The organism is Pseudomonas sp. 5Ae-yellow, from assembly GCF_014077575.1.
Taxonomy (GTDB): domain Bacteria; phylum Pseudomonadota; class Gammaproteobacteria; order Pseudomonadales; family Pseudomonadaceae; genus Halopseudomonas; species Halopseudomonas neustonica.
This window is the reverse complement of sequence record NZ_JACGWE010000043.1, coordinates 1-24,621: the sequence shown is the minus strand read 5'-3', so window position 1 is coordinate 24,621 and position 24,621 is coordinate 1. Positions and strand designations below refer to the sequence as shown.

The following is a 24,621-nucleotide window of genomic DNA, read 5'->3' as shown; positions in this document are numbered from 1 at the left end:
TCGGCCAGCCACCTGTTTGACGGCTTCAATTTTGAATTCTTCGGTGTAGCGTGAGTTGCTCATTGGACCTCCTGGGTGCCTTGATTATAAGGCCTGGAGGTGTCTACGAAACTAGGGGCTATTCAGTTGTTGCAACGGGTAATCACATCAGTCACAGCAAGAATGAGACGATCATTGGTAGAGGCTATTTTTAGGTCTTGTGTTACATCCAGAACCCTGTCGCGTTCCTGCAAAAGATGCGCGAGCACGGCCTCATGGGGCCCGTCTATCCATGGTTGAAACTGATTACAGGTATAACAAGCTATAGGCCCAAGCGCTCCACAGAAGCCATAGCTGCCGCAATTCCCCAAGTTTTCGTCCCCATTCGATACTCGACTGGAAATATCACTGCCACGTCGAGCCTCTTTCTCACTTTTAACGATCACTCCGCGAAATGCCTGAGCAATTGGAGCTAGATAGTAGGCAGTGGCTTCGTCAAGTCGCTCCACAATTTCTGGTAAATTTTTTACGTATACACCGGTGTGCTGGGTGTCTGCGTGATCCAGCGCCTCCGCTATGACGGATTCTCCCTTGCCTTCCCGCCCGAGGTTGGTGCCCAAAGTGTAACGAAAACGGTAAGCGTTCATCACGATGGGCTCGCCCGTTCGCTCGCTGATCGCTGTTATTTTTTGAGCTACTTGGACCATCGTCTTTTGAAGTACTGCAACCGACATATGCATTTTGTCGCTATTGAGATCTGCAACAATATCTTCGGACCTGTTCAGTGCGCTAAGATTAGGAAATATAGGAAGGTTCTGACGAAGCTCAGGAGCAAGGCCCGGCGCTAACTTTTGCAGTTCCCCGTATACCAAATCAGCTTGCATGCATAATAAAAACCACAGGTCTTCCACGATCGGGACTTGCTTGAAGGTGTTGCGCCAACCCCCTTCATTTCGCTGCTTGGCTCGCGGCACGTTCAAGTAATACTGTCCGGAGCTGCTAGACAGGTCACGAATTTTCAATGCTGTAATTTGAGCAGGCCTTCGCCCCGTCATTATTAAACTCATCACAAGCGCTATCTCGGTAGTCGAGATAGAACCCGCTTGATACGCTTCTGTGAGCCCAGTAATGACAGTATCCATTTCCATATCTGACAGCGGTCCACGTTTGGGACACATCGAACGCACCGGCTTTCCACGGTCACCGCCGGAAAGCCTCCATTTTTTTAAAAGACTAATGGCCTCTTCTGGCACTCCTTCAAAACCAAGAGCATGCCATTTTCGGACGAGCGTTCGCAGGCACGCCAGCTCGGGCTCTCCCTCCCTGCCCAACTGACCTCGATAGGAAATAAGAGACTCGACGCTGAAGGGTGGGAGCGTTTCAGTTGCGCGAAAATAACTTACTGAGCAATCGTGAAGCGCGGCGACGTACGCCGGCGAATAATTTTTCGCGTAGGTGACTAGCACTTCTTTGAAAGTTCGGTACATCCGTTCTGACAGAAAACGAGATGCCTTTGATACAAGAAAGCTCGTGTCTTTATTAAGCTTCCAGCTTGCTCCGTTAAAGTCGACTTCATACCCGTCTCGCGCCACAAAAATGGATGTTGTCTGCGGGCCTGCTTCGGAAATATTTTTCGCTTTAAACATTCGGTTTTCCACGGAGCCTTTTCCTTTGAAGCTCTAGCATAGATTCTCCTGCTTCCTTCTTTATGTGCCTGCGATTGTAGATCGCAGCAGTACCAGATGTTTGCTCCCAGCCCATGAGGTACGAGCGGAGTTTTTCCTCCCTCGCCGCGGTTAGGCCTTTAGCGTCGCTCAAGCTTGAAAATGTGTAATTCCAATGGTGCCTGAGCTTGTGCGCATGGAGGCGCCCAGACGTTGTAATCAATCCTGCAATGAACTTGCTAAAGCCCGAGTTAGAAAGGGGTGACCCGAGATACCGTCCTTCTTTATGGGTAACGAAAAGATACCCATGCCGCTTGGCTGCCGGAAGCTTGCTGCGATGCAGGACCACGTAATCATGGATAGTACTGAGCAATTCCGGGTCCAGTGGAAACTGACGCTCGCGGGTTTTGGCTACTGGCTGATAACGTCGGATATCTTGAGGGGAGTCGGCTCGTCTGACGACACGGAGTGTATTGGCGGCAAAATCGATATCATCAACCCTCAAATTGAGCAACTCTCCTCGACGCAACCCGGTTACGCGAAGAATGGCAAACATGAGCGCATTTCTAAACTGAACTGGGTATCCAGCGAAAGGGTTATTTTCTGCACCAGGCTTCAGCCTTTCCGCCAATAAATCCAGTTCAGCATCGTTTAAGAATCTCTCCTCCCGGTCATTACCTAGCGTTTTCGATGTTTGTTTTGGCCGGTTGGCCTTTATCTGCGTAACCATGGAGGTGATCCGCCTCTCGTTCTCCTCGCTAACCGGGCATAGCCGCCTTGCAAGAAATTCGAGATACTCGGCGGCCACCGTCATCCTGGCATAATGGCTGCTGGAGCTAACTGTCTTGCATCTCCTCGAAACGGGGACGGCGGCCCTGGGTTCCGCATCCTGCGATAAAGATTCCTGCAGAAAATCTCTTAGGGCGTGGATCTCTCTGCCTTGCAAAATAAGACCCCTAGCGAATCTCTGCTCAATATTTATTCCGAATCGTTCCTCCCAAACGTACAAACATTTGAGTGCGTTTAGAGCGTTCTGGATTGTGTTAAGCGCTCTCGCACCGCCCCGAATAACCACTGTCACCCACAAAGTGGGATAGAAAAGTGGCATACCTTGCTCGTCGACTAATATCGCGTGACGCTCTCCGTCTTCAGCAATAAAGCGTCTCAACGCTACTGTCATACAGCCTCCATTCTTTACACTTTGTCACGGTAGTAGACTTGTAAAATCTTTGCAACAATATTATTACACTCCCAAAACAAAAAAACCCCCGCGGGGCGGGGGCTGTGGGGCTACAACTTTACAGAATTATCTCAGGTATAATTCAGAAAGGAATGTCGTCATCAAAGCTGTCGTAATCCGGAGCAGGCTGCTGCGGTGCTTGCTGCTGCGGCTGTGCGGCGGGTTGCTGCTGTGGTGCCGGGCGCGAAGGCTGCTGCTGACGCGGTGCAGCATTTTGCTCGCCACCAGAGGGACGGCCATCAAGCAACTGCATCTGGCCACCCATATCGACAACCACCTCAGTGGTATAGCGTTTGACGCCGTCTTTTTCCCACTCGCGGGTCTGCAAGCGGCCTTCAATATAGAGCTTGGAACCCTTGCGTGCGTACTCGCCAACCACTTCGGCAATACGTCCAAAGAACACCACTCGGTGCCACTCGGTACGCTCCTGCTGCTGACCGGTTTGCTTGTCTTTCCAGCTGTCGCTGGTGGCCAGCGTTACGTTGGCCACCGCATTGCCGTTCGGCATGTAACGAACCTCGGGATCACCACCGACATTACCGATCAAAATAACTTTATTGACGCCTCTGGCCATTCCTCTTCTCCTGATATTTCTGCGGTGATCAAACGGGCGCTACAACTCGGTCCAGCGCCTCACGATCCAGCTCTTTGCTGTCGACTTTTATGTATGCGGCGGCTTCTTCCGCCACTATGAATGCTTCTGCCACACCCGGCACGGCCAGCAAACTGTCCGACAAGGACGTATCCTGTGACTGCGCGGGAGTCAGTGCCAAGCGATAGCTGGTCACGTAAGGCGGTTCGTTCATGGTAACACCAATAACCAGCCACGACAGTGCCAAGAGCCCGCAACCGGCAAACACGCCGAGCAGGCCGAAATGGCCAAATATCCAGCCACCCATGACGCCACCCAGGGCAGCACCGGCAAACTGGCTGGTGGAATACACCCCCATCGCTGTACCCTTGCCGCCAGCCGGGGCAATTTTGCTCAGCAGTGACGGTAATGTCGCTTCCAGCAGATTAAAACCGACAAAGAAAAGCACGATAGTCGCGACCAGCCAGGGTAGCGAGTCCATGCTCAGCCAGAACATGGGCTGTACCAGCAACAGCATAGCAATCGCGCCCAGGACCACCCGTTTCATCTGCCGCTGCTTCTCGGCATAAATGATAAAAGGAACCATGGCAAAAAAGGAAATCAGCAGCGCGGCCAGGTACACCCACCAATGCTGCTCCTTGGGCAGATGAGCATGCTGCTGCAGCGCCAGCGGTACCGCAATGAAAGTCGCCATAAGGATCGCATGGAGCGAGGCAATGCCGTAATTAAGGCGCAGCAAATCGGGGTTACGCAGCGCAGGTAGAAACGCGGCACGCACGACGCCCGCCTCACGGTGGCGCAATGAGGTTTGCGGTGTGGGTACACAAAAGATGACTAGCAACATGCCGACGACCGCCAGCACGCTGGTCGAGAGAAACACCCCATGCAAGCCAGCCAGCCCGGCGATAACCGGGCCCGCCACCATAGCCACAGCAAAGGCGCTACCAATGCTCATACCGATCATCGCCATGGCTTTGGTGCGATTCTGCTCTTGAGTCAAGTCAGCCACCAGCGCCATAACAGCCGCCGCAATAGCACCAGCGCCCTGCAAAATCCGTCCGGCAATCACTTGCTGAATACTGTCTGCCTGCGCGGCGAGCAAACCACCCAGCGCAAACAGCAATAAACCAAAGAGGATGACGGGTTTACGCCCGATGCGATCCGACAGCATGCCAAAGGGAATTTGCAGAAATGCCTGGGTCAGGCCGTAACAACCAATGGCCATCCCGATCAATACCGGAGTCGCACCAGCCAGGCTTTGACCATAGGTGGCCAGTACCGGCAGCACCATGAACAGACCCAGCATGCGAAAAGCAAACACCAGCGCCAGCGATATGGCGGCGCGGCGCTCTAAAGGGCTCATGGAATCGGCCTGCTGCATGACTGCTCCCAAAAAAAGCGCGATTTTACCACGACGCGGTTGCGATGCATCGTATTTGCCCGCGTTGATTTGACATACCTTGTTACATTGGCTGCAAAATCCGGAAAGATGCAGGCTTCTTTGCCCGTAGACCGCCTGACAACGTATACTTGTCCGCTTTGCTGGCTGGGGGTAAATGGGCTGTGGATACCATCGTGATACGTGGGGCTCGCACCCACAACCTGAAGAATATCGACCTCGACTTACCGCGCGACAAACTGATCGTGATTACCGGCCTGTCCGGCTCCGGCAAGTCTTCACTCGCTTTCGACACACTCTATGCCGAGGGACAGCGCCGCTACGTAGAATCGCTATCGGCCTATGCACGCCAGTTCCTGTCGATGATGGAAAAACCCGATGTAGACCACATCGAAGGTCTCTCGCCGGCTATCTCTATCGAGCAGAAATCAACCTCGCACAACCCACGTTCTACCGTCGGCACCATTACCGAGATTTACGACTACCTGCGCCTGCTTTTTGCCCGCGTGGGCATCCCCATGTGCCCCGATCACGACCTGCCTCTGGCCGCACAAACCATCAGCCAGATGGTGGACCAGGTGCTGGCTATGCCGGAAGGCCGCAAGCTGATGTTGCTCGCGCCAGTCATGCGTGAACGCAAGGGCGAACACCTGGCGCTGATCGACGAGCTGCGCGCTCAGGGCTTTGTAAGGGCGCGCATCGATGGCCGAATCCATGAACTCGATGAAGCACCTGCGCTCGACAAGAAACGCAAACACACTATTGAAGTGGTAGTTGACCGCTTCAAGGTACGTGAAGATCTGCAGCAGCGACTGGCTGAATCCTTTGAGACCGCCATTGGCCTGGCAGATGGCATCGCCATCATTGCCCCCATGGAAGGCGAAGAAGGCGATGAAGTGACCTTCAGCGCACGCTTTGCCTGCCCTGAGTGCGGCCACTCAATCAGCGAGCTGGAACCCCGCCTGTTCTCCTTCAACAACCCCGCCGGAGCCTGCCCGGGGTGCGACGGCTTGGGCGTAAAACAGTTCTTTGATCAGAAGCGCCTGGTAAACGGCGAGCTAACCTTGGCCGAAGGCGCCATTCGCGGCTGGGATCGCCGCAATGTGTACTACTTTCAGATGCTCAGCTCGCTGGCCGAGCACTACAGCATCAATCTCGACTTGGCGTTTGACGACCTGCAAGACCACCATCGCAAACTGGTGCTTAGCGGTACTGGTAATGACAAGGTACCCTTCCGCTACCTGAACGATCGTGGCGATGTGGTGCGCCGCGAGCACCCCTTTGAAGGCATATTGCCCAATCTGGAACGTCGCTACCGCGAAACCGAGTCGCAAAGCGTGCGCGAAGAGCTGACCAAGTACCTCAGCACGCAACCCTGCCCCGACTGCCACGGCACACGCCTGCGCCGCGAGGCGCGCCACGTATTCATTGATGACCGCAACCTGCCGGGCGTCACTACCATGCCCGTAGGCGCTGCAGCTGAGTATTTTGGACAGCTGACACTGCAGGGTAACCGCGGTGAAATCGCCGAGAAAATCCTCAAGGAAATCCGCGCGCGACTGATGTTCCTGGTCAACGTGGGGCTGGATTACCTGACGCTGGATCGTAGCGCCGATACGCTCTCGGGCGGCGAGGCGCAGCGTATCCGCTTGGCCAGTCAGATTGGTGCCGGGCTGGTTGGCGTCATGTATATCCTCGACGAGCCCTCTATCGGCCTGCACCAACGCGATAACGAGCGCCTGCTCGCCACCCTGACTCACCTGCGTGAGCTAGGCAACACGGTCATCGTTGTCGAGCATGATGAAGATGCCATCCGCATGGCTGACTATGTCGTCGATATAGGTCCTGGTGCTGGCGTCCACGGTGGGGAAATCGTCGCCAAGGGCACACCAGAAGAGGTCATGAACAATCCCGATTCGCTGACCGGCAAGTATCTGTCAGGCAAGGTCAAGATCCCAATCCCCGCTCAGCGCACACCGGTCAGAAAAGACCAGTGGCTCAAGCTCAAAGGGGCGTGCGGCAACAATTTGCAGAATGTCGACCTGGCTATTCCGGTTGGCCTGCTGACGTGTGTAACGGGCGTCTCCGGTTCAGGTAAATCGACCCTGATCAACAACACCCTATTCCCCATTACAGCGACCGCACTCAATGGTGCGACCACGCTGGAAGCTGCTCCGTACAAAAGCTTTGATGGCTTGCAGCATCTGGATAAAGTGGTGGATATAGACCAGAGCCCAATCGGCCGTACCCCACGCTCCAACCCGGCGACCTACACCGGTCTGTTCACGCCGATTCGCGAGTTGTTTGCCGGCACGCAGGAAGCACGCTCGCGTGGCTACAAGGCAGGGCGCTTCTCCTTTAACGTTAAAGGTGGGCGCTGCGAGGCCTGTCAGGGCGATGGCCTGATCAAGGTAGAGATGCATTTCCTGCCGGATATCTATGTGCCCTGCGACGTATGCAAAAGCAAACGCTACAACCGGGAAACACTGGAGATCAAATACAAGGGCAAGAACATTCACGAAATCCTTGAGATGACGATCGAGGAAGCGCGTGAATTCTTTGAAGCGGTGCCTGCGCTAGCGCGCAAGCTGCAAACCCTGATCGATGTTGGCCTTACCTACATCCGTCTCGGTCAGTCAGCCACCACCCTTTCCGGCGGTGAAGCGCAAAGGGTCAAGTTGGCCCGCGAACTGTCAAAGCGCGATACCGGCAAAACCCTCTATATTCTGGACGAGCCCACTACCGGCCTGCACTTTGCCGACATCCAGCAGTTGCTCGACGTGCTGCATCGCTTGCGCGATCACGGCAACACCGTCGTCGTGATCGAACATAACCTGGATGTTATCAAGACCGCTGACTGGTTAGTCGATTTAGGCCCAGAGGGCGGTTCCGGCGGCGGACTAATCATCGCTACCGGTACCCCGGAAGAAGTCGCCGCCGAGGCGGTTTCACATACTGGTCGCTTCCTCGGCCCCCTGCTGGAACGCGACCGCTAACAGCGCAGACGGCCGGCATCATTACAGCTGAAAATGCGCTACCAGCTGCTTTTGACTGTCGGCCACTTTGTGCAAGCGCTCTCCGCTCTGGCGAGTGTATTCCGCTGTTTGTCGGTTTTCCTCAGCCATTGCCTGCAACTCATGCATATGCAAATTGACCTCTGAGGTCGTCGCAGCCTGCTGCTCCGCGGCAGTTGCGATCTGAAACGCCAACGCATGCACGCCTTGCAACGACTCATCCAATAGACTCAGCGAGCCCAGTACGGCCTGAGTTTCCTGCTCCAAGCCCTGCGCCTGGCCAGCGGCCCCCTGCATACGCTGCATTGCCTGCTGAGAAGACGTATCCAGCATCGCGATAATGCCATGAATCTCGTCAGTCGCAGTACGCGTGCGCAGCGCAAGACTGCGCACCTCGTCTGCGACGACAGCAAAACCACGGCCTTGCTCGCCAGCGCGAGCAGCCTCAATGGCAGCGTTGAGGGCAAGCAGGTTGGTTTGCTCGGCGATACCGGAGATAACCTGCAAAACAGCACCGATCTGCTCGCTGTCAGAGGCTAGGGTATGAACGTCCTGATCAGCTGAGCGCAAACTGACAAGCAGTGTGTCCTGCCGCTCTATCATGCTCTCGAGGGTCAATTGCATGGCACCAAAGGCATCCCGGGCGGCAGAGCTACCCTCTGCGCTACTGGTGGCACTGCTCGCGATCTCTTGAACGGTAGCAGCCATCTGATCCGCCGCGGTAACCACCAGCTCGACCGCTTGTTGCTGTTGATCCAGTCTTACGCTCGTCTTACCCGCAGCCTGGAGAATATCATCGCTGGCGGCAGTCACCGCCTCAGTAGACGACCTTAGTTGCCCCACAATATCGCGCCAGGCACTGGCCATCTTGTGCAGGGCAGCCATTAGCCCACCAGGGTTAACCTCCGTGGATTCGACCTGCATATCACCGGTAGATAGGCGCTGGGCCAGAGCCGCCATGGTGCCCGGCTCACCCCCAAGCGGGCGCATGACGCTGCGACTAATGAGCAGGGTAGCAATAATCACCGCGATCACGGTCGCCAGACCCAACAGCAAAACCTGGCGCATCAGGCGGCGAACAGGCGCATAAGCTTCGCTTACATCCATCTCCGCGATCAACGCCCAGCGTTGCCCATCAAAGTTGACAGGAACGAAGGCTTTCAATGAATCAGAACCATCAAGTCCGGGCTCCAGCAGCCGCCCTTGCTCGCCGCCAATCGCGCGTTGAACCGCCTCTGCTTCAATAAGCTGGCCCTGACTACCCGCTCTTGCCACCAGCCGGTCGGCAAATCTCGCAGAGTCAGAACGTAGCAGGCCATCCTCGCCTACCAGGTAGGTTTCACCCGACTCTCCCAAGCCCCGGCGCGACTGCATCACTTCATTCAAGGGAGCCAACGGCAGCTCAAGCATTATCAGCCCGTTGACCTCATCGTCCACGCCGATCGGCGCAACCATGAACTGAGTTGGCTCTCCGTTAAGCGGATTGACCCTAAGATCATCAATGAAAGCCGTACCTTTGCTAAGCCCCTCTGCCGCCAATTGCCCCTGCGGACGTTTACTCCACTCGTCAGATAGCAGGTCAGCCTGATAGTCGTCCCCCCGCATCACACTAAAAAATACTTTGCCCTCAGGGCTAATCAGCTTTAGATCGCTGTAGCCATAGGTTTCAATAAAGCTTTGGAAGGTAGGGCGATCGTAGTTAGAGGCGCTGATCAACGCCATTTGATCCAGGCCCGCGTAATTGTTGGATAGGTTGGTAGCAAGGGTTTGCAACTGGTTATGCCTGGACCGCCAATTACTCTGCAACTGTTGCTGCTTAATACTGGCCACCGCCTCAAGGCTGTTCAGGGTCTGCTCGCGCAACGCCCCGCTAGCCTGTTCGTACACGCTGAATGCAACCGCGATAACCGGCAAAAGACCAACCAGAATATAAGTAGCTGCCAGTTTAAAACGTAACGACATTGCAGAGCGCTCCGAACAAAGGGGGTGAATGTCCGGTTACTAGCAATATTCGTGCAACTTAACGCACAAATGTAAATTTATTTTTACCCTCCCATGAACAGGGAGCCTCATCGCAGGCAGGTAAACGATAACAGGCGCAGCCAAGAAATACCCGCGCCAGCACTGCGCCAGTACGCACTTAAATGGGGCAAAAGCGGGCAGGTGGAAATAAACCGACAGAGGCCTTCCCGCAACAAAATACGGGCACAAAAAAACCGGCCTATGGCCGGTCTTCTTGAATTGCTTACCGCTTACTCGTCAGCTGTTGCCAGCTCTGGACGATCAACCAGCTCAACATACGCCATGGGCGCTGCATCGCCTGCGCGGAAACCGCACTTCAGGATACGCACATAACCACCCGGACGGGTTGCATAGCGCTTACCCAGATCGTTGAACAGCTTGCCGACCGCTTCCTTGCTGCGGGTACGGTCGAAAGCCAGACGACGATTGGCAACAGTGTCTTCCTTGGCCAGGGTGATCAGCGGCTCGGCAACGCGGCGCAGTTCCTTGGCTTTTGGCAGAGTAGTTTTGATCAGTTCATTTTCGAACAGCGACACGGCCATGTTTTGAAACATGGCTTTACGGTGCGCGCTGGTCCGATTTAGGTGACGACCACTTTTACGATGACGCATCTCTCAATTCCTCGGTGTCGAGACGATCAGGCCGAAACCTTATCGTCCTTCTTCAAGCTTGCAGGCGGCCAGTTGTCCAATCGCATACCCAGAGACAGACCACGAGAGGCTAGAACGTCCTTGATTTCGGTCAAAGATTTCTTGCCCAGGTTCGGGGTCTTCAGCAGCTCTACTTCGGTACGCTGGATCAGATCGCCAATATAGTAAATATTTTCAGCCTTCAGACAGTTGGCCGAACGGACAGTCAGCTCAAGATCGTCTACCGGGCGCAGAAGGATAGGATCAATCTCATCCTCTTGCGGCTCGACTACCGGCTCCTGATCACCTTTCAAATCTACAAAGGCTGCCAGCTGCTGTTGCAGGATAGTCGCGGCACGACGGATGGCCTCTTCAGGGTCCAGAGTACCGTTGGTCTCCAGATCGATGACCAGCTTATCCAGGTTGGTGCGCTGCTCAACACGAGCGCTTTCCACTACATATGCGACGCGGCGAACCGGCGTATAAGTAGCATCAAGCTGCAGGCGGCCAATTGAACGACTTTCGTCTTCATCTGACTGACGCGCATCGGACGGCTCGTAGCCACGGCCACGAGCAACAGTCAGCTTCATGTTTAGCTCACCGTTATCGGACAACGTCGCAATCGCGTGCTCCGGGTTAACGATCTCTACATCATGATCCAACTGGATATCGGCAGCGGTCACTAAACCTGGGCCTTTCTTGGAAAGGCTCAGGGTCACGTGATCACGACCGTGCATATTGATCGCCAACCCTTTCAGGTTGAGCAGGATCTCGATGACATCTTCCTGCACGCCCTCAATGGCGCTGTACTCATGCAAAACGCCTTCGATTTCCGCCTCTACCACGGCACAGCCGGGCATGGAGGAGAGCAAAATGCGGCGTAGCGCATTGCCCAGGGTATGACCGAAACCACGCTCCAACGGCTCAAGAGTGATCTTGGCGCGCATAGGCGAAGTTTCCTGTACGTCGATGTGACGTGGTGTTAGAAACTCGGTAACCGAACTCTGCATGGGGGCACCTTTTGCTGTCTGTCGCTTACTTGGAGTAAAGCTCGACGATCAAGTTTTCGTTGATGTCAGCGTACAAATCACTCCGTGAGGGCAGGCTCTTGAACACGCCTTCTTTCTTGGCAGCGTCCACTTCAACCCACTCAGCCATGCCGCGCTGAGCAGCGAGTTCCAGAGCACCATTGATGCGCAGCTGGTTCTTAGCTTTTTCACGGACAGCGACCACATCACCGGGAACAACCAGGTAAGATGCGATGTTGACTGTTTTGCCGTTAACACTGATGGACTTGTGCGATACCAACTGGCGCGCTTCGGCGCGAGTAGTACCAAAACCCATACGATAAACGACGTTGTCTAGACGACGCTCAAGCAATTGCAGCAGGTTCTCACCGGTAGCGCCCTTAAGACGAGCAGCTTCCTTGTAGTAGTTGCTGAACTGACGCTCAAGAACACCGTACATACGACGTACTTTTTGCTTCTCGCGCAGCTGAGTGCCGTACTCCGACAGACGACCACGACGCTGGCCGTGAACGCCCGGAGGGCTTTCCAGCTTGCACTTGGAATCGAGAGCTCGCACGCCGCTCTTGAGGAACAAATCAGTGCCTTCGCGACGAGACAGCTTACACTTCGGACCAATATATCTAGCCATTATACCGTCTCCTGATTAAACGCGACGCTTCTTGGGCGGGCGGCAGCCGTTGTGTGGAATAGGGGTGACATCAGTGATGCTGCTGATCTTGTAACCACAAGAATTCAACGCACGAACAGCTGATTCACGACCTGGGCCAGGGCCCTTCACACAAACGTCGAGATTTTTCAAACCATAATCCAGGGCGGCGTTACCGGCACGCTCAGCTGCAACCTGAGCAGCAAAGGGAGTACTTTTACGCGAACCACGGAAACCAGAGCCACCTGAAGTAGCCCAGCTCAGAGCATTGCCCTGACGGTCAGTAATGGTAATGATGGTGTTATTGAAAGACGCATGGATGTGGGCAATCCCATCAACCACTGTCTTTTTTACTTTCTTACGAACACGAGCAGCAGGCTTAGCCATATCTGTATATTCCTTCGCAATTACTTACGGATCGGCTTGCGCGGACCCTTACGGGTGCGAGCGTTGGTCTTGGTGCGCTGGCCGCGGACCGGAAGGCCACGACGATGACGCAGACCGCGATAGCAGCCAAGATCCATGAGGCGCTTGACGTTCATATTGATCGTCCGGCGCAAGTCACCTTCAACAGTGCTTTTGGCAACTTCATTGCGCAGAGTATCAATCTGCTCCTCGCTCAGATCCTTGATTTTCGCATCTGGCGCAATGCCAGTTGACGCACAGATCTGCTGTGCTTTGGTCTGACCAATACCAAAAATATAGGTCAGAGAGATAACAGTATGTTTGTTATCCGGGATGTTGACGCCTGCAATACGGGCCATCCAATTTACTCCGTCTGACAGCTACCTGACTCAACCCAGAACAATAATAGGTTGCTCGAAAAAGGGTGCAGTAGGGTAGCGCTAACAAAAACAAAATTCAACCCCCCAGCCAAACTAATGGCCGGGAGGCGGTTATCCTGAGACGTAGCCTTAAATCAGAACCGGGGAATTAACCCTGGCGCTGTTTATGACGGGGCTCAGCGCTGCAAATCACGCGTACGCAACCATTGCGACGGATGATCTTGCAGTTACGGCAAAGCTTCTTAACTGATGCTGCAACTTTCATAGCCGACTCCTAAAACCTGAATACTCAGCGGATCATGCCGCTGCCGTAACCTTTCAGGTTAGATTTCTTCATTAGAGACTCGTACTGCTGAGAAACGAGGTGCGATTGTACTTGGGACATGAAGTCCATAACAACCACTACGACGATCAACAGCGATGTCCCACCCAAATAGAAGGGCACATTAGCCGATACCACCAAAAACTGCGGCAACAGGCAAACAGCGGTCATATACAGGGCACCAAACAAGGTAAGACGAGTCAGCACGCTATCAATGTAGCGAGCGGATTGCTCACCCGGACGAATACCCGGAATAAATGCACCTGACTTCTTGAGGTTCTCCGCTACATCCTTAGGATTGAACATCAATGCTGTATAGAAAAAGCAGAAGAAAATAATCCCCGCACTAAACAGAATGATATTCAGCGGCTTACCCGGCCCAATAGCCTGAGTCAGCTTTTGCAGCCATTCCATATTGTCACCCTGGGCGAACCAGGTACCCAGCGACGCTGGGAACAACAGGATACTGCTGGCAAAAATCGCTGGAATAACACCCGCCATATTGACCTTCAAGGGCAAATGACTGGTTTGTGCAGCAAAGACTTTACGTCCCTGCTGACGCTTGGCGTAATTGACCGTAATTCTGCGCTGGCCGCGTTCCACGAATACAATGAACGCGATCATGGCGATAGCCACAAGAGCCACACCAATCAACGCAAAAATGTTGATCGTGCCTAAGCGTGCACCCTCGAAGGACTGCCCGACTGCGCTAGGCAAGCCCGCGACAATACCAGCAAAGATCAACATGGAGATGCCGTTACCGACACCCCGCTCGGTGATCTGCTCGCCCAACCACATCATGAACATTGCGCCTGATACAAAGGTGGTGACAGCGATAAAGTAAAAGCTGAAACCAATATCAAATGCGACGCCCTGACTTGCCAGGCCAACCGACATACCGATGGCTTGGATAAAAGCCAGCACCAGCGTCAGATAACGCGTGTACTGACTTATCTTCCGGCGACCGGACTCCCCTTCCTTCTTCAACTGCTCCAGCGATGGGCTCACCGCCGTCATCAGCTGCATTATGATGGATGCAGAGATATACGGCATGATACCCAGAGCGAAAATACTCATCCGCTCCAGGGCACCACCAGAAAACATATTGAACAGACTAAGGATCGTCTCTTCATTCTGTTTGAACAGATCAGCCAGACGATCAGGGTTTATGCCGGGAACCGGAATATGCGCCCCGATACGGTAAACGATGATCGCGAGGAACAGAAAGCGCAGGCGCCCCCAGAGTTCACTCAAGCCACCTTGATTCATTCCAGAAAGAGCGCCTTGCTTAGCCATTTATTCCTCGATCTTGCCGCCAGCTGCTTCGATCGCTGCACGAGCACCTTTAGTGATCGCCAGACCTTTAACGTTAACCGCTTTGGTTACGTCGCCGGAGAGGACAATCTTGGCACGTACAAACTTGTTGCCGATGATGTTGGCATCTTTCAATGCCTGCAGGTCAATGACCTCAGCATCAACAGCATTCAGCTCGCTGGTACGAACTTCAGCGGTCACCATTGCCAGCTTGGAAGTAAAACCAAACTTGGGCAGACGGCGATGCAAAGGCTGCTGACCACCCTCGAAACCGGGGGCTACAGAGCCACCGGAACGAGAAGTCAGACCTTTGTGACCGCGACCAGCAGTCTTACCCAGACCGCTACCGATACCACGGCCAACGCGCAGCTTTTCACGGCGTGCACCTGGCGCAGAACGCAGATCATTCAGTTTCATGTCTTAACCCTCTACCCGAACCATGTAGGAGACCTTATTGATCATCCCACGAACGGCCGGAGTATCTTCGACCTCGACAGTGTGGTTGATGCGACGCAAACCCAGACCTTTAACGCAGGCCTTATGGTTTGGCAGACGACCGACAACACTTTTGAACAGGGTCACTTTAATTTTTTCGTTAGCCATGTCCGTTTACCCCACGATATCTTCAACGGTCTTGCCGCGCTTGGCCGCTACAGACTCGGGAGACTGCATCGACTTCAGACCCTTGTAGGTAGCCTGAACGACGTTAACCGGATTAGTGGAACCGTAACACTTGGCCAAAACGTTATGAACGCCAGCGGCTTCGAGGACGGCGCGCATTGCACCACCGGCGATAACACCGGTACCTTCAGACGCAGGCTGCATGAACACCTTGGAGGCGCCATGAGCAGCACGAACAGCGTACTGCAGCGTTGTGCCATTCAGGTCAACCTGAATCATGTTACGACGAGCGGCTTCCATGGCTTTCTGGATAGCAGCAGGCACTTCACGCGCCTTACCGCGACCGAAACCCACACGACCTTTACCATCACCCACTACAGTCAGAGCAGTGAAAGCGAAGATACGGCCGCCTTTTACAACTTTGGCAACGCGGTTAACTTGAACAAGTTTCTCAATGTAACCTTCGTCGCGCTTCTGATCGAAATTAGCCATAGCTCTACCCTTAGAATTCCAGCCCGCCTTCACGAGCGGCGTCGGCCAGCGCTTTTACGCGACCATGATACTTGAAGCCGGAACGGTCGAAGGAGACCTGAGTTACACCGGCGGCCTTGGCGCGCTCAGCAACCAGAAGGCCGACTTTCTTGGCGGCTTCGATATTGCCAGTACTACCGCTGCGCAGGTCCGAATCCAACGTGGAGGCGCAAGCCAACACGGTGGAACCATCTGCAGAGATCACTTGTGCGTACATGTGCTGCGAAGAACGGTACACGCACAGACGAACGGCTTCCAATTCACGCATTTTCAAGCGCGAACGGCGAGCGCGACGGAGACGAATAACTTTTTTATCGCTCATTTGCTATGCCCTACTTCTTCTTGGCTTCTTTACGACGCACGACCTCATCGGCGTAGCGAACACCCTTGCCCTTATAGGGCTCGGGGCGACGGAAATCACGAATTTCCGCGGCTACCTGGCCGACCAGCTGCTTGTCGATACCTTTGATAATAATGTCAGTCTGGCTCGGGGTTTCAGCAGAAACGCCCTCTGGCAGCTGATAGTCGATTGGGTGTGAGTAACCCAGAGCCAGGTTCAGAACCTGACCTTTAGCCTGAGCCTTATAACCTACACCAACCAGCTGCAGCTTGCGCTCGAAGCCCTCGGTAACACCGACAACCATATTGTTGACCAACGCGCGAGTGGTACCGGCCATAGCCTGGTTCACACTACCTGGACGGGCCACAAACCGCAGCAGACCATCTTCGTGGACAACTTCAACCAATGGATGCAGGCTCAGATCAAGGCTACCTTTGGCACCCTTGATTGACAATTCCTGACCATCCAATTTTACTTCTACACCCTGTGGCAATTTGACAGGGTCCTTAGCGACGCGAGACATCGTAACCCCCTATCAGAATACGGTGCAGAGTACTTCACCGCCGATACCGGCAGCGCGAGCAGCACGATCGGTCATCACACCTTTATTGGTGGAGACGATCGAAACACCCAGCCCACCCTTGACCTTAGGAATCTGGCCAACGGACTTGTACTGGCGTAGGCCTGGACGACTTACGCGCTTAAGATCTTCAATAACCGGCTTGCCTTCGAAATACTTAAGTTCGATAGACAGGGTAGGCTTAACTTCGCCATCCACTTCGTAACCGGCTACGTAACCTTCTTCTTGAAGGACTTTGGCGACAGCCACCTTCAGCTTTGCCGCAGGCATGCTGACGCTGGACTTCTCAGCCATCTGGGCATTACGGATACGGGTCAGCATATCAGCTAACGGGTCCTGCATACTCATGGGCTTTGTGCTCCTGAAACTGAGTAATTAAGATTGGGTTTACCAGCTGGCCTTGACCAGACCTGGTACGTCACCGCGCATGGCTGCTTCGCGCAGCTTAATGCGGCTCAGACCAAACTTGCGGTATACACCGTGCGGACGACCAGTGATGCGGCAGCGGTTACGCTGACGAACCGGGCTGGCATCGCGCGGCAATTTTTGCAAAGCAACCTGGGCAGCCCAACGCTCTTCAACAGAAGCGTTGACGTTGCCGACAGTAGCCTTCAGCTCAGCACGCTTGGTAGCGTACTTAGCAACCAGACGAGAGCGCTTGGCCTCGCGGTTTTTCATACTAACTTTAGCCATTTACCTGACTCCTAGTTACGGAACGGGAAGTTGAACGCACGCAGTAGCGCACGACCTTCGTCGTCAGTCCGAGCTGTGGTAGTCAAGGTAATGTCCAGACCACGCAGAGTGTCGATTTTATCGTAATCGATCTCTGGGAAAATGATCTGCTCCTTGACGCCCATGCTGTAGTTACCCCGGCCGTCAAACGACTTGGCATTCAGACCGCGAAAGTCACGAACGCGTGGCAGGGAAATCGACAGCAGACGGTCGAGGAATTCGTACATCTGTTCGCGGCGCAGAGTTACCTTCACGCCAATCGGCCAGCCGTCACGAATTTTGAAGCCGGCAATGGATTTGCGAGCGTAGGTCACGATGCCTTTACGGCCAGTGATCTTCTCAAGGTCTGCCATTGCATTTTCGATGATCTTCTTATCACCGACAGCTTCGCCAAGACCCATATTCAGGGTGATCTTGGTGATCTTCGGCACTTCCATAACGTTCTTCAGGCCCAGTTCTTCCTGGAGCTTGGGAACGATGGTAGTGCTATATGTTTCTTTTAATCTCGCCATGGTAAGCACCTAGATTCTCAAGCGTCGACGGCTTTTTGCGTCGACTTGAAAATACGAACCTTCTTACCGTCTTCGACCTTAAAACCGATACGATCGGCTTTGCTGGTCTCCGGGTTGAAGATAGCCACGTTGGAGACGTGGATTGGCGCCTCCTTCTCAACAATACCGCCCTGCGAACCAGCCATGGGGTTAGCCTTGGTGTGGCGCTTGACAATGTTGACACCGGAAATAAGCATGCGGGAATCATCCCCAACTTTCAGGACTTTACCGCGCTTGCCTTTATCTTTACCGGCGATGACGATTACGTCGTCGTCACGTTTAATCTTTTGCATGACCGGGCTCCTTACAGCACTTCGGGCGCGAGGGAAACGATCTTCATGAACTGCTCATTACGCAGCTCACGAGTCACTGGCCCAAAGATGCGGGTACCGATCGGCTCATTCTTGTTGTTGAGCAGAACGGCTGCGTTGCCATCAAAACGGATCAGCGAACCGTCCGTACGGCGTACACCGTGACGGGTACGCACGATGACCGCGTTAAGCACCTGGCCTTTCTTTACTTTGCCGCGGGGAATTGCTTCCTTCACGGTCACCTTGATGATATCGCCAATGCCGGCGTAGCGACGGTGAGAACCGCCCAGAACCTTGATACACATAACGCGACGTGCACCACTGTTATCAGCTACATCCAACATGGATTGAGTCTGAATCATAACTTTCTCCGACCCTTAAATAATCCGCTAAACAGCGCGGGGCTTTAAACTTGCGCCGCGCGCTCGTCGATCTGAACCAGATCCCAGCTCTTGGTTTTAGCCAAGGGGCGGGTTTCCCGGATAGTAACCAGATCGCCAATGCGGCAGTCGTTGTTCTCATCGTGCGCTTTGAGCTTGGTAGAGCGCGTCACGTACTTACCGTACAGTGGGTGCTTTTCCTGGCGCTCGATGAGCACGGTGACGGTCTTGTCCATCTTGTTACTGACCACACGGCCAGTAACGGTACGTACTGTTTTGTTCTCGGCCATGATCAGTTACCACCCTTCTGATTGAGCACAGTCTTGACGCGAGCGATGTCGCGCTTAACTTGGTTCAGCAGATGACTCTGACCGAGCTGACCGGTTGCTTTCTGCATGCGCAGATTGAACTGATCGCGCAGCAGTGTGAGCAGTTGTTCATTCAGCTGCTCAGCAGATTTTTCACGAAGTTCTGTCGCTTTCATTACATCACCGTCCGCTTAACAAAGGTGGTAGCGAGAGGCAGTTTGGCAGCAGCAAGGGCAAATGCCTCGCGAGCCATCTCTTCGGAAACACCTTCAATCTCGTAAAGGATCTTGCCAGGGCGAATCTGGGCAACCCAATACTCGACGTTACCCTTACCCTTACCCATCCGCACCTCAAGAGGCTTTTTGGAGATAGGCTTGTCGGGGAACACCCGAATCCAGATTTTACCGCCACGTTTTACGTGACGAGTCAGGGCGCGACGAGCCGCTTCGATCTGACGTGCAGTCAGTCGACCGCGACCTACGGCTTTCAGTGCGAACTCACCGAAGCTCACCTTGCTACCACGATGCGCCAAGCCACGGTTGTGGCCGGTCATCTGCTTGCGGAACTTCGTACGCTTTGGTTGTAACATGTGCGTACCCCTTACTTAGCAGCTTTTTTCTTGGTCGCGACGGCTTTGGTTTCTTCCTGGAGACCACCAATGATCTCACCCTTGAAGATCCAAACCTTCACACCGATCACACCGTATGTGGTGTGGGCTTCAGCCGTTGCGTAATCAATGTCAGCGCGCAGGGTGTGCAGCGGCACACGACCTTCGCGATACCATTCGGTACGGGCGATCTCGGCGCCGCCGAGACGGCCGCTAACCTGGATCTTGATACCCTTGGCACCAATGCGCATGGCGTTCTGTACTGCGCGCTTCATGGCGCGACGGAACATCACACGACGCTCGAGCTGCTGAGCAACGCTTTGTGCTACCAGAGCACCGTCGAGTTCCGGCTTGCGGATCTCTTCGATGTTGATGTGCACTGGCACGCCCATTTGACTGGTCAATTCCTGACGCAGTTTTTCAACGTCTTCACCCTTCTTGCCAATCACGATGCCTGGACGGGCAGTGTGAATGGTAATGCGAGCTGTCTGAGCCGGACGCTGAATATCAACGCGGCTGACTGAAGCGCTTTTCAACTTCTTCTGAATGTACTCACGCACTTTCAGATCATTGAACAGATAATCAGCGTACTGACGACCATCTGCATACCACACCGAAGTGTGCTGTTTTACGATACCGAGGCGAATGCCAATCGGATGTACTTTCTGACCCATGATCGACTCCTACTTGTCAGCAACCTTGACCGTGATATGACAAGACCGCTTGATGATGCGATCAGCACGGCCTTTGGCACGTGGCATGATGCGCTTCAAAGAGCGACCTTCGTTAACAAACACGGTGGAGACCTTAAGGTCATCCACGTCCGCGCCATCATTATGCTCAGCATTGGCAATTGCCGATTCGAGCACCTTCTTGATGACTTCAGCGGCCTTCTTGTTGCTGAAAGACAGCAGGTTCAGAGCCTCATCCACTTTCTTACCGCGGATTTGGTCGGCGACCAAGCGTGCCTTCTGGGCAGAGAGTCGGGCGCCCTTATGAGTAGCGGCTACTTCCATCTTCTAACCCCTTAGCGCTTGGCTTTCTTGTCTGCCACGTGACCACGATAGGTCCGGGTAGCAGAGAATTCGCCTAACTTGTGGCCGACCATGTCTTCGGAAATGATAACCGGGACATGCTGACGACCGTTATGAACAGCAATGGTCAAACCAACCATCTGCGGCAGAACCATGGAACGGCGTGACCAGGTCTTGATTGGCTTACGCTCGTTCTTTTCTACTGCAACTTCGATCTTCTTTAACAGGTGAAGATCGATAAAAGGTCCTTTCTTCAGAGAACGCGGCACTGTCGTATCCCCTCTAATTACTTGCTGCGACGACGGACAATCATCTTGTCAGTGCGCTTGTTGGAACGAGTCTTGGCACCCTTGGTGGGGAAGCCCCACGGCGATACGGGATGACGACCACCAGAAGTACGACCTTCACCACCACCGTGTGGGTGATCAACCGGGTTCATGGCAACACCACGAACAGTCGGACGAACACCGCGCCAGCGTGTGGCACCAGCCTTACCCAGAGAGCGCAAACTGTGCTCACCGTTGGACACTTCGCCCAGGGTGGCACGGCACTCGCCGAGAACCTTGCGCATCTCGCCAGAGCGAAGACGAACAGTTACGTAAGCGCCTTCACGGGCAACCAGCTGAACGGCTGCACCTGCACTGCGAGCAACCTGAGCGCCTTTACCGGGCTTCAGTTCGATCGCGTGAATGGTGCTACCCACTGGAATGTTACGCAGTGGCAGTGAGTTGCCGGCCTTGATTGGTGCTTCAGCACCAGAGACCAGCTGGTCGCCTGCACGCACGCCCTTGGGGGCGATAATGTAGCGACGCTCACCGTCGGCATACTTCAGCAGAGCAATATGAGCGGTACGGTTTGGATCATATTCAACGCGCTCAACGGTGGCTGGAATGCCATCCTTGTTGCGACGAAAATCAACCATACGGTAGTGCTGCTTATGACCGCCCCCACGATGACGCGTGGTAATGCGACCATTATTGTTACGACCACCAGACTTGCCTTGCTTCTCCAACAGCGGGGCGTACGGAGCGCCCTTGTGCAGGTCAGAGTTGACGACCTTGACTACGAAGCGGCGGCCAGCGGAAGTAGGTTTACATTTAACAATAGCCATGATGTATCCCTCTCTTATTCAGCGCTGGCGAAGTCGATGTCTTGACCGGGCTGCAGGCTGACATAAGCCTTCTTCCAGTCACTACGCTTGCCCAGGCCGCGAACGGTTCGCTTGGTCTTGCCTTTAACGTTCAGGGTCGATACTGCCTTGACCTTGACGCTGAACAGCTGCTCAACGGCTTTCTTGATTTCCAGCTTGGTCGCAGTAGTTTCTACCTTGAACACGAACTGGTTTTTGCCGTCGGCCAGCACAGTAGCCTTCTCGGATACATGCGGGCCAAGCAGTACTTTAAAAATGCGCTCTTGGTTCATCCCAGCATCTCCTCGAACTTCTTAACAGCAGGTACGGTAATCAGTACCTTGTCGTAAGCGATCAGGCTAACTGGGTCGGAACCCTGTACATCACGTACGTCGACGTGGGGCAGGTTACGCGCTGCCAGGTACAGATTCTCGTCAATATCGTCGGTCACGATCAGCACGTTCTGCAGATCAAGATCCTTCAACTTGCCGGCCAGAGCCTTGGTTTTGGGTGCATCGACGGAGAAGCTCTCAACTACGACCAGACGATCCAGGCGGATAAGCTCGGAAAGGATGGAGCGCAGTGCGCCGCGGTACATCTTGCGGTTCAGCTTCTGCTCGTGATTCTGTGGACGAGCAGCGAAGGTAGTACCACCGGAACGCCAGATAGGGCTGCGGATAGTACCGGCACGGGCACGACCCGTACCTTTCTGACGCCATGGCTTCTTGCCGCCACCGGACACATCAGAACGATTCTTCTGCTGCTTGGTACCCTGACGAGCACCAGCCATGTATGCAACTACGGCTTGGTGGACGAGGGTTTCATTAAATTCGGTCGCAAAAGTGAGATCGGAAACTTCGATCGCGCTTGCGCCAGCTACATTCAAATTCATGGTAACTCCCCCTTAACCCTTGGCCTTGACCGCCGGGCGAACGATTACGTCGCTACCGGTCGCGCCAGGTACCGCGCCCTTGATGAGCAGCAGGTTACGTTCGGCATCAACACGAACAACCTCAAGAGTCTGCACAGTTACCTGTTCGGCACCCATGTGACCAGACATCTTCTTGCCCTTGAATACACGACCAGGGGTCTGACACTGACCAATGGAACCGGGTACGCGGTGGGAGATCGAGTTACCGTGAGTTGCATCTTGACCACGGAAGTTCCAGCGCTTGATAGTACCGGCGAAGCCCTTACCTTTGGACTGCCCAGTAACATCAACCTTCTGGCCCGCTTCAAAAATGCTGACGGTCAACTCTGCACCAGCTTCGTACTGCGAGCTGTCATCCAGGCGAAATTCCATCACCTGACGACCTGCAGCAGTATTCGCTTTGGCAAAGTGCCCTGCCATCGGCTTGCTTACGCGACTAGCGCGACGCTCACCAACAGTTACCTGAATAGCTTGATAGCCATCAGAGTCCAGGGATTTAACCTGTGTGACACGGTTCGGTTCTACTTCTACAACCGTAACCGGTATAGATACACCATCTTCAGTGAAAACGCGGGTCATCCCGCATTTCCGGCCGACTAAACCAATAGTCATCTTGTAAACCTCATGAGTGCACGGGGCTATCACCCGCTATGGCCGCCCAACACAGGGCGTTACACGACCTATAGCCCCCGTCTTGTGGGGCTATTAGCCGAGGCTAATCTGAACTTCGACACCTGCTGCCAAGTCCAGCTTCATCAGCGCATCAACAGTCTTGTCGGTGGGCTGAACTATATCCAATACCCGTTTATGGGTACGGATTTCGTACTGATCGCGCGCGTCTTTGTTGACGTGCGGAGAAACCAGTACAGTAAAACGCTCTTTGCGCGTCGGCAAAGGGATAGGACCACGCACCTGAGCCCCAGTACGTTTCGCGGTATCCACGATTTCCTGGGTAGATTGATCAATCAGGCGATGGTCAAAAGCCTTCAACCGAATACGGATCTGTTGGTTCTGCATTTGACCAGAAACTCCAAGCAACTATTTTCAGAGCATCTCCCGAAAACCGGGTGAGCCCATCCAAGGGAGGCGCAATTCTACTGACGCACTTCCCCACTGTCAACCAAAATACAAAAGCCCCCGTCAAACGGAGGCTCCTGTGTATGGCGTTAGATCATCACTCGATGATCTTGGCTACCACGCCCGCACCTACGGTACGGCCACCTTCACGAATCGCAAAGCGCAGACCGTCTTCCATCGCGATAGGATGGATCAACGTGACGTCCAGCTTAACGTTATCGCCAGGCATTACCATCTCGATACCTTCCGGCAATTCGCAGGAACCGGTAACGTCAGTAGTACGGAAGTAGAACTGAGGACGATAACCCTTGAAGAACGGAGTGTGACGACCGCCTTCGTCTTTACCCAGCACATACACTTCGGCTTCGAAGCGAGTGTGAGGAGTAATAGTGCCCGGCTTGGCCAGAACCTGACCGCGCTCTACGTCTTCGCGCTTGGTACCACGCAGCAGAACACCAACGTTCTCGCCAGCACGACCTTCGTCAAGCAGCTTGCGGAACATCTCAACGCCGGTACAGGTAGTCTTGGTAGTCGCCTTGATACCGACGATCTCAACTTCCTCACCAACCTTGACGATGCCGCGCTCCACACGACCAGTCACAACAGTGCCGCGACCGGAGATGGAGAACACGTCTTCGATAGGCATCAGGAACGGCTTATCAATCGCGCGCTCAGGCTCAGGGATGTAAGCATCCAGAGTCTCAACCAGCTTCTTGACAGCAGTTGTACCGATTTCGTTGTCGTCTTTGCCTTCCAATGCCATCAGCGCAGAACCGATGATGATGGGCGTATCATCGCCCGGGAAGTCATAGGCGCTCAGCAAATCACGCACTTCCATCTCTACCAGCTCAAGCA

General features: G+C 54.2%; 35 protein-coding genes. 1 reads left to right on the top strand and 34 read right to left on the bottom strand.

Annotated elements, in window-relative coordinates; translation table 11 throughout:
• Positions 1-122: 122 nt before the first annotated feature.
• The 4 genes from H4J77_RS16835 to H4J77_RS16820 form a co-directional block, all read right to left on the bottom strand.
• Complete coding sequence (locus tag H4J77_RS16835; protein WP_310735003.1) at positions 123-1,637, bottom strand: site-specific integrase; 1,515 nt, start codon at positions 1,635-1,637, stop codon at positions 123-125.
• Positions 1,618-2,823 (bottom strand): site-specific integrase, encoded by a 1,206-nt coding sequence (locus H4J77_RS16830; protein ID WP_182249548.1) that lies wholly within the window; start codon positions 2,821-2,823, stop codon positions 1,618-1,620. Before H4J77_RS16830 ends, H4J77_RS16835 begins: the two co-directional genes overlap by 20 nt.
• A 142-nt stretch (positions 2,824-2,965) precedes the next feature.
• Positions 2,966-3,457 (bottom strand): single-stranded DNA-binding protein, encoded by a 492-nt coding sequence (gene ssb, locus H4J77_RS16825; protein WP_182249546.1) that lies wholly within the window; start codon positions 3,455-3,457, stop codon positions 2,966-2,968.
• A gap of 28 nt (positions 3,458-3,485) precedes the next feature.
• Positions 3,486-4,856, bottom strand: a complete 1,371-nt coding sequence (locus tag H4J77_RS16820; protein WP_235869793.1) for an MFS transporter — start codon at positions 4,854-4,856, stop codon at positions 3,486-3,488.
• 182 nt (positions 4,857-5,038) lie between these two features.
• Between H4J77_RS16820 and uvrA the strand changes: the two genes are divergently transcribed.
• Positions 5,039-7,870: an excinuclease ABC subunit UvrA gene (gene uvrA, locus H4J77_RS16815; RefSeq protein WP_182249544.1), complete on the top strand. Its 2,832-nt coding sequence runs from the start codon at positions 5,039-5,041 to the stop codon at positions 7,868-7,870.
• Positions 7,871-7,891: 21 nt separating this feature from the next.
• Here the strand turns inward: uvrA and H4J77_RS16810 are convergent, their stop codons facing one another.
• From H4J77_RS16810 to H4J77_RS16665, 30 genes are all read right to left on the bottom strand, one after another.
• Positions 7,892-9,850, bottom strand: a complete 1,959-nt coding sequence (locus H4J77_RS16810; protein ID WP_182249542.1) for a methyl-accepting chemotaxis protein — start codon at positions 9,848-9,850, stop codon at positions 7,892-7,894.
• 290 nt (positions 9,851-10,140) lie between these two features.
• Positions 10,141-10,521, bottom strand: coding sequence for a 50S ribosomal protein L17 (rplQ, locus tag H4J77_RS16805; protein ID WP_123890167.1), 381 nt, complete (start codon positions 10,519-10,521; stop codon positions 10,141-10,143).
• A 26-nt stretch (positions 10,522-10,547) separates the two neighbouring features.
• Positions 10,548-11,549: a DNA-directed RNA polymerase subunit alpha gene (locus H4J77_RS16800; protein ID WP_182249540.1), complete on the bottom strand. Its 1,002-nt coding sequence runs from the start codon at positions 11,547-11,549 to the stop codon at positions 10,548-10,550.
• Between the two features lie 25 nt (positions 11,550-11,574).
• Positions 11,575-12,195 carry a 30S ribosomal protein S4 gene (gene rpsD, locus H4J77_RS16795; protein WP_123890164.1) on the bottom strand — a complete coding sequence of 207 codons (621 nt, stop codon included), beginning with the start codon at positions 12,193-12,195 and terminating at the stop codon, positions 11,575-11,577.
• Positions 12,196-12,210: 15 nt separating this feature from the next.
• The gene (rpsK, locus tag H4J77_RS16790) at positions 12,211-12,600 is read right to left on the bottom strand and encodes a 30S ribosomal protein S11 (protein ID WP_092287487.1); all 390 of its coding nucleotides are present in this window, start codon (positions 12,598-12,600) and stop codon (positions 12,211-12,213) included.
• A 20-nt stretch (positions 12,601-12,620) separates the two neighbouring features.
• Positions 12,621-12,977, bottom strand: coding sequence for a 30S ribosomal protein S13 (rpsM, locus tag H4J77_RS16785; protein ID WP_123890162.1), 357 nt, complete (start codon positions 12,975-12,977; stop codon positions 12,621-12,623).
• A gap of 169 nt (positions 12,978-13,146) precedes the next feature.
• A complete protein-coding gene (gene rpmJ, locus H4J77_RS16780; protein WP_123890160.1) occupies positions 13,147-13,263 on the bottom strand; it encodes a 50S ribosomal protein L36 in 117 nt (38 codons plus the stop codon).
• Between the two features lie 24 nt (positions 13,264-13,287).
• Positions 13,288-14,616 (bottom strand): preprotein translocase subunit SecY, encoded by a 1,329-nt coding sequence (gene secY, locus H4J77_RS16775; protein WP_123890158.1) that lies wholly within the window; start codon positions 14,614-14,616, stop codon positions 13,288-13,290.
• A complete protein-coding gene (gene rplO, locus H4J77_RS16770; RefSeq protein ID WP_123890157.1) occupies positions 14,617-15,051 on the bottom strand; it encodes a 50S ribosomal protein L15 in 435 nt (144 codons plus the stop codon). It lies immediately after the preceding gene.
• 3 nt (positions 15,052-15,054) lie between these two features.
• Positions 15,055-15,237, bottom strand: a complete 183-nt coding sequence (gene rpmD / locus H4J77_RS16765; RefSeq protein ID WP_123890155.1) for a 50S ribosomal protein L30 — start codon at positions 15,235-15,237, stop codon at positions 15,055-15,057.
• A gap of 6 nt (positions 15,238-15,243) precedes the next feature.
• Positions 15,244-15,747, bottom strand: a complete 504-nt coding sequence (gene rpsE / locus H4J77_RS16760) for a 30S ribosomal protein S5 (RefSeq protein ID WP_123890153.1) — start codon at positions 15,745-15,747, stop codon at positions 15,244-15,246.
• A 10-nt stretch (positions 15,748-15,757) separates the two neighbouring features.
• Entirely contained in the window at positions 15,758-16,108 is a 351-nt protein-coding gene (gene rplR / locus H4J77_RS16755; RefSeq protein WP_123890151.1) for a 50S ribosomal protein L18, read from the bottom strand.
• A gap of 10 nt (positions 16,109-16,118) precedes the next feature.
• On the bottom strand, positions 16,119-16,649 hold the full coding sequence (rplF, locus tag H4J77_RS16750; RefSeq protein ID WP_182249538.1) for a 50S ribosomal protein L6: 531 nt from the start codon (positions 16,647-16,649) through the stop codon (positions 16,119-16,121).
• A gap of 12 nt (positions 16,650-16,661) precedes the next feature.
• Positions 16,662-17,054: a 30S ribosomal protein S8 gene (rpsH, locus tag H4J77_RS16745; protein WP_123890147.1), complete on the bottom strand. Its 393-nt coding sequence runs from the start codon at positions 17,052-17,054 to the stop codon at positions 16,662-16,664.
• A 39-nt stretch (positions 17,055-17,093) separates the two neighbouring features.
• Positions 17,094-17,399 (bottom strand): 30S ribosomal protein S14, encoded by a 306-nt coding sequence (rpsN, locus tag H4J77_RS16740; RefSeq protein ID WP_123890145.1) that lies wholly within the window; start codon positions 17,397-17,399, stop codon positions 17,094-17,096.
• Positions 17,400-17,410: 11 nt separating this feature from the next.
• Positions 17,411-17,950, bottom strand: coding sequence for a 50S ribosomal protein L5 (rplE, locus tag H4J77_RS16735; protein WP_182249536.1), 540 nt, complete (start codon positions 17,948-17,950; stop codon positions 17,411-17,413).
• Positions 17,951-17,967: 17 nt separating this feature from the next.
• Positions 17,968-18,282, bottom strand: coding sequence for a 50S ribosomal protein L24 (gene rplX, locus H4J77_RS16730; protein ID WP_123890141.1), 315 nt, complete (start codon positions 18,280-18,282; stop codon positions 17,968-17,970).
• 11 nt (positions 18,283-18,293) lie between these two features.
• Positions 18,294-18,662, bottom strand: coding sequence for a 50S ribosomal protein L14 (rplN, locus tag H4J77_RS16725; RefSeq protein ID WP_088277353.1), 369 nt, complete (start codon positions 18,660-18,662; stop codon positions 18,294-18,296).
• A 44-nt stretch (positions 18,663-18,706) separates the two neighbouring features.
• A complete protein-coding gene (rpsQ, locus tag H4J77_RS16720; RefSeq protein WP_092287475.1) occupies positions 18,707-18,970 on the bottom strand; it encodes a 30S ribosomal protein S17 in 264 nt (87 codons plus the stop codon).
• Positions 18,971-18,972: 2 nt separating this feature from the next.
• Positions 18,973-19,164 (bottom strand): 50S ribosomal protein L29, encoded by a 192-nt coding sequence (gene rpmC, locus H4J77_RS16715; RefSeq protein ID WP_104739446.1) that lies wholly within the window; start codon positions 19,162-19,164, stop codon positions 18,973-18,975.
• Complete coding sequence (gene rplP / locus H4J77_RS16710) at positions 19,164-19,577, bottom strand: 50S ribosomal protein L16 (RefSeq protein ID WP_123890138.1); 414 nt, start codon at positions 19,575-19,577, stop codon at positions 19,164-19,166. The genes rpmC and rplP overlap by 1 nt, the downstream gene beginning before the upstream one ends.
• 11 nt (positions 19,578-19,588) lie before the next feature.
• Complete coding sequence (gene rpsC, locus H4J77_RS16705) at positions 19,589-20,269, bottom strand: 30S ribosomal protein S3 (RefSeq protein ID WP_123890136.1); 681 nt, start codon at positions 20,267-20,269, stop codon at positions 19,589-19,591.
• Positions 20,270-20,278: 9 nt separating this feature from the next.
• The gene (rplV, locus tag H4J77_RS16700; RefSeq protein ID WP_123890134.1) at positions 20,279-20,611 is read right to left on the bottom strand and encodes a 50S ribosomal protein L22; all 333 of its coding nucleotides are present in this window, start codon (positions 20,609-20,611) and stop codon (positions 20,279-20,281) included.
• An 11-nt stretch (positions 20,612-20,622) separates the two neighbouring features.
• Positions 20,623-20,898 carry a 30S ribosomal protein S19 gene (gene rpsS, locus H4J77_RS16695; RefSeq protein WP_092287472.1) on the bottom strand — a complete coding sequence of 92 codons (276 nt, stop codon included), beginning with the start codon at positions 20,896-20,898 and terminating at the stop codon, positions 20,623-20,625.
• 17 nt (positions 20,899-20,915) lie between these two features.
• A complete protein-coding gene (gene rplB / locus H4J77_RS16690; RefSeq protein ID WP_092287471.1) occupies positions 20,916-21,740 on the bottom strand; it encodes a 50S ribosomal protein L2 in 825 nt (274 codons plus the stop codon).
• 14 nt (positions 21,741-21,754) lie between these two features.
• Complete coding sequence (gene rplW / locus H4J77_RS16685) at positions 21,755-22,051, bottom strand: 50S ribosomal protein L23 (protein ID WP_123890132.1); 297 nt, start codon at positions 22,049-22,051, stop codon at positions 21,755-21,757.
• The gene (rplD, locus tag H4J77_RS16680; RefSeq protein ID WP_123890129.1) at positions 22,048-22,650 is read right to left on the bottom strand and encodes a 50S ribosomal protein L4; all 603 of its coding nucleotides are present in this window, start codon (positions 22,648-22,650) and stop codon (positions 22,048-22,050) included. Before rplD ends, rplW begins: the two co-directional genes overlap by 4 nt.
• 12 nt (positions 22,651-22,662) lie before the next feature.
• Positions 22,663-23,301, bottom strand: a complete 639-nt coding sequence (rplC, locus tag H4J77_RS16675) for a 50S ribosomal protein L3 (RefSeq protein WP_123890128.1) — start codon at positions 23,299-23,301, stop codon at positions 22,663-22,665.
• Between the two features lie 93 nt (positions 23,302-23,394).
• A complete protein-coding gene (gene rpsJ / locus H4J77_RS16670) occupies positions 23,395-23,706 on the bottom strand; it encodes a 30S ribosomal protein S10 (RefSeq protein ID WP_028614853.1) in 312 nt (103 codons plus the stop codon).
• A gap of 157 nt (positions 23,707-23,863) precedes the next feature.
• Positions 23,864-24,621, bottom strand: a 758-nt coding sequence (locus tag H4J77_RS16665; protein ID WP_182249534.1) for an elongation factor Tu, incomplete at its 5' end; no start/stop codon positions are given.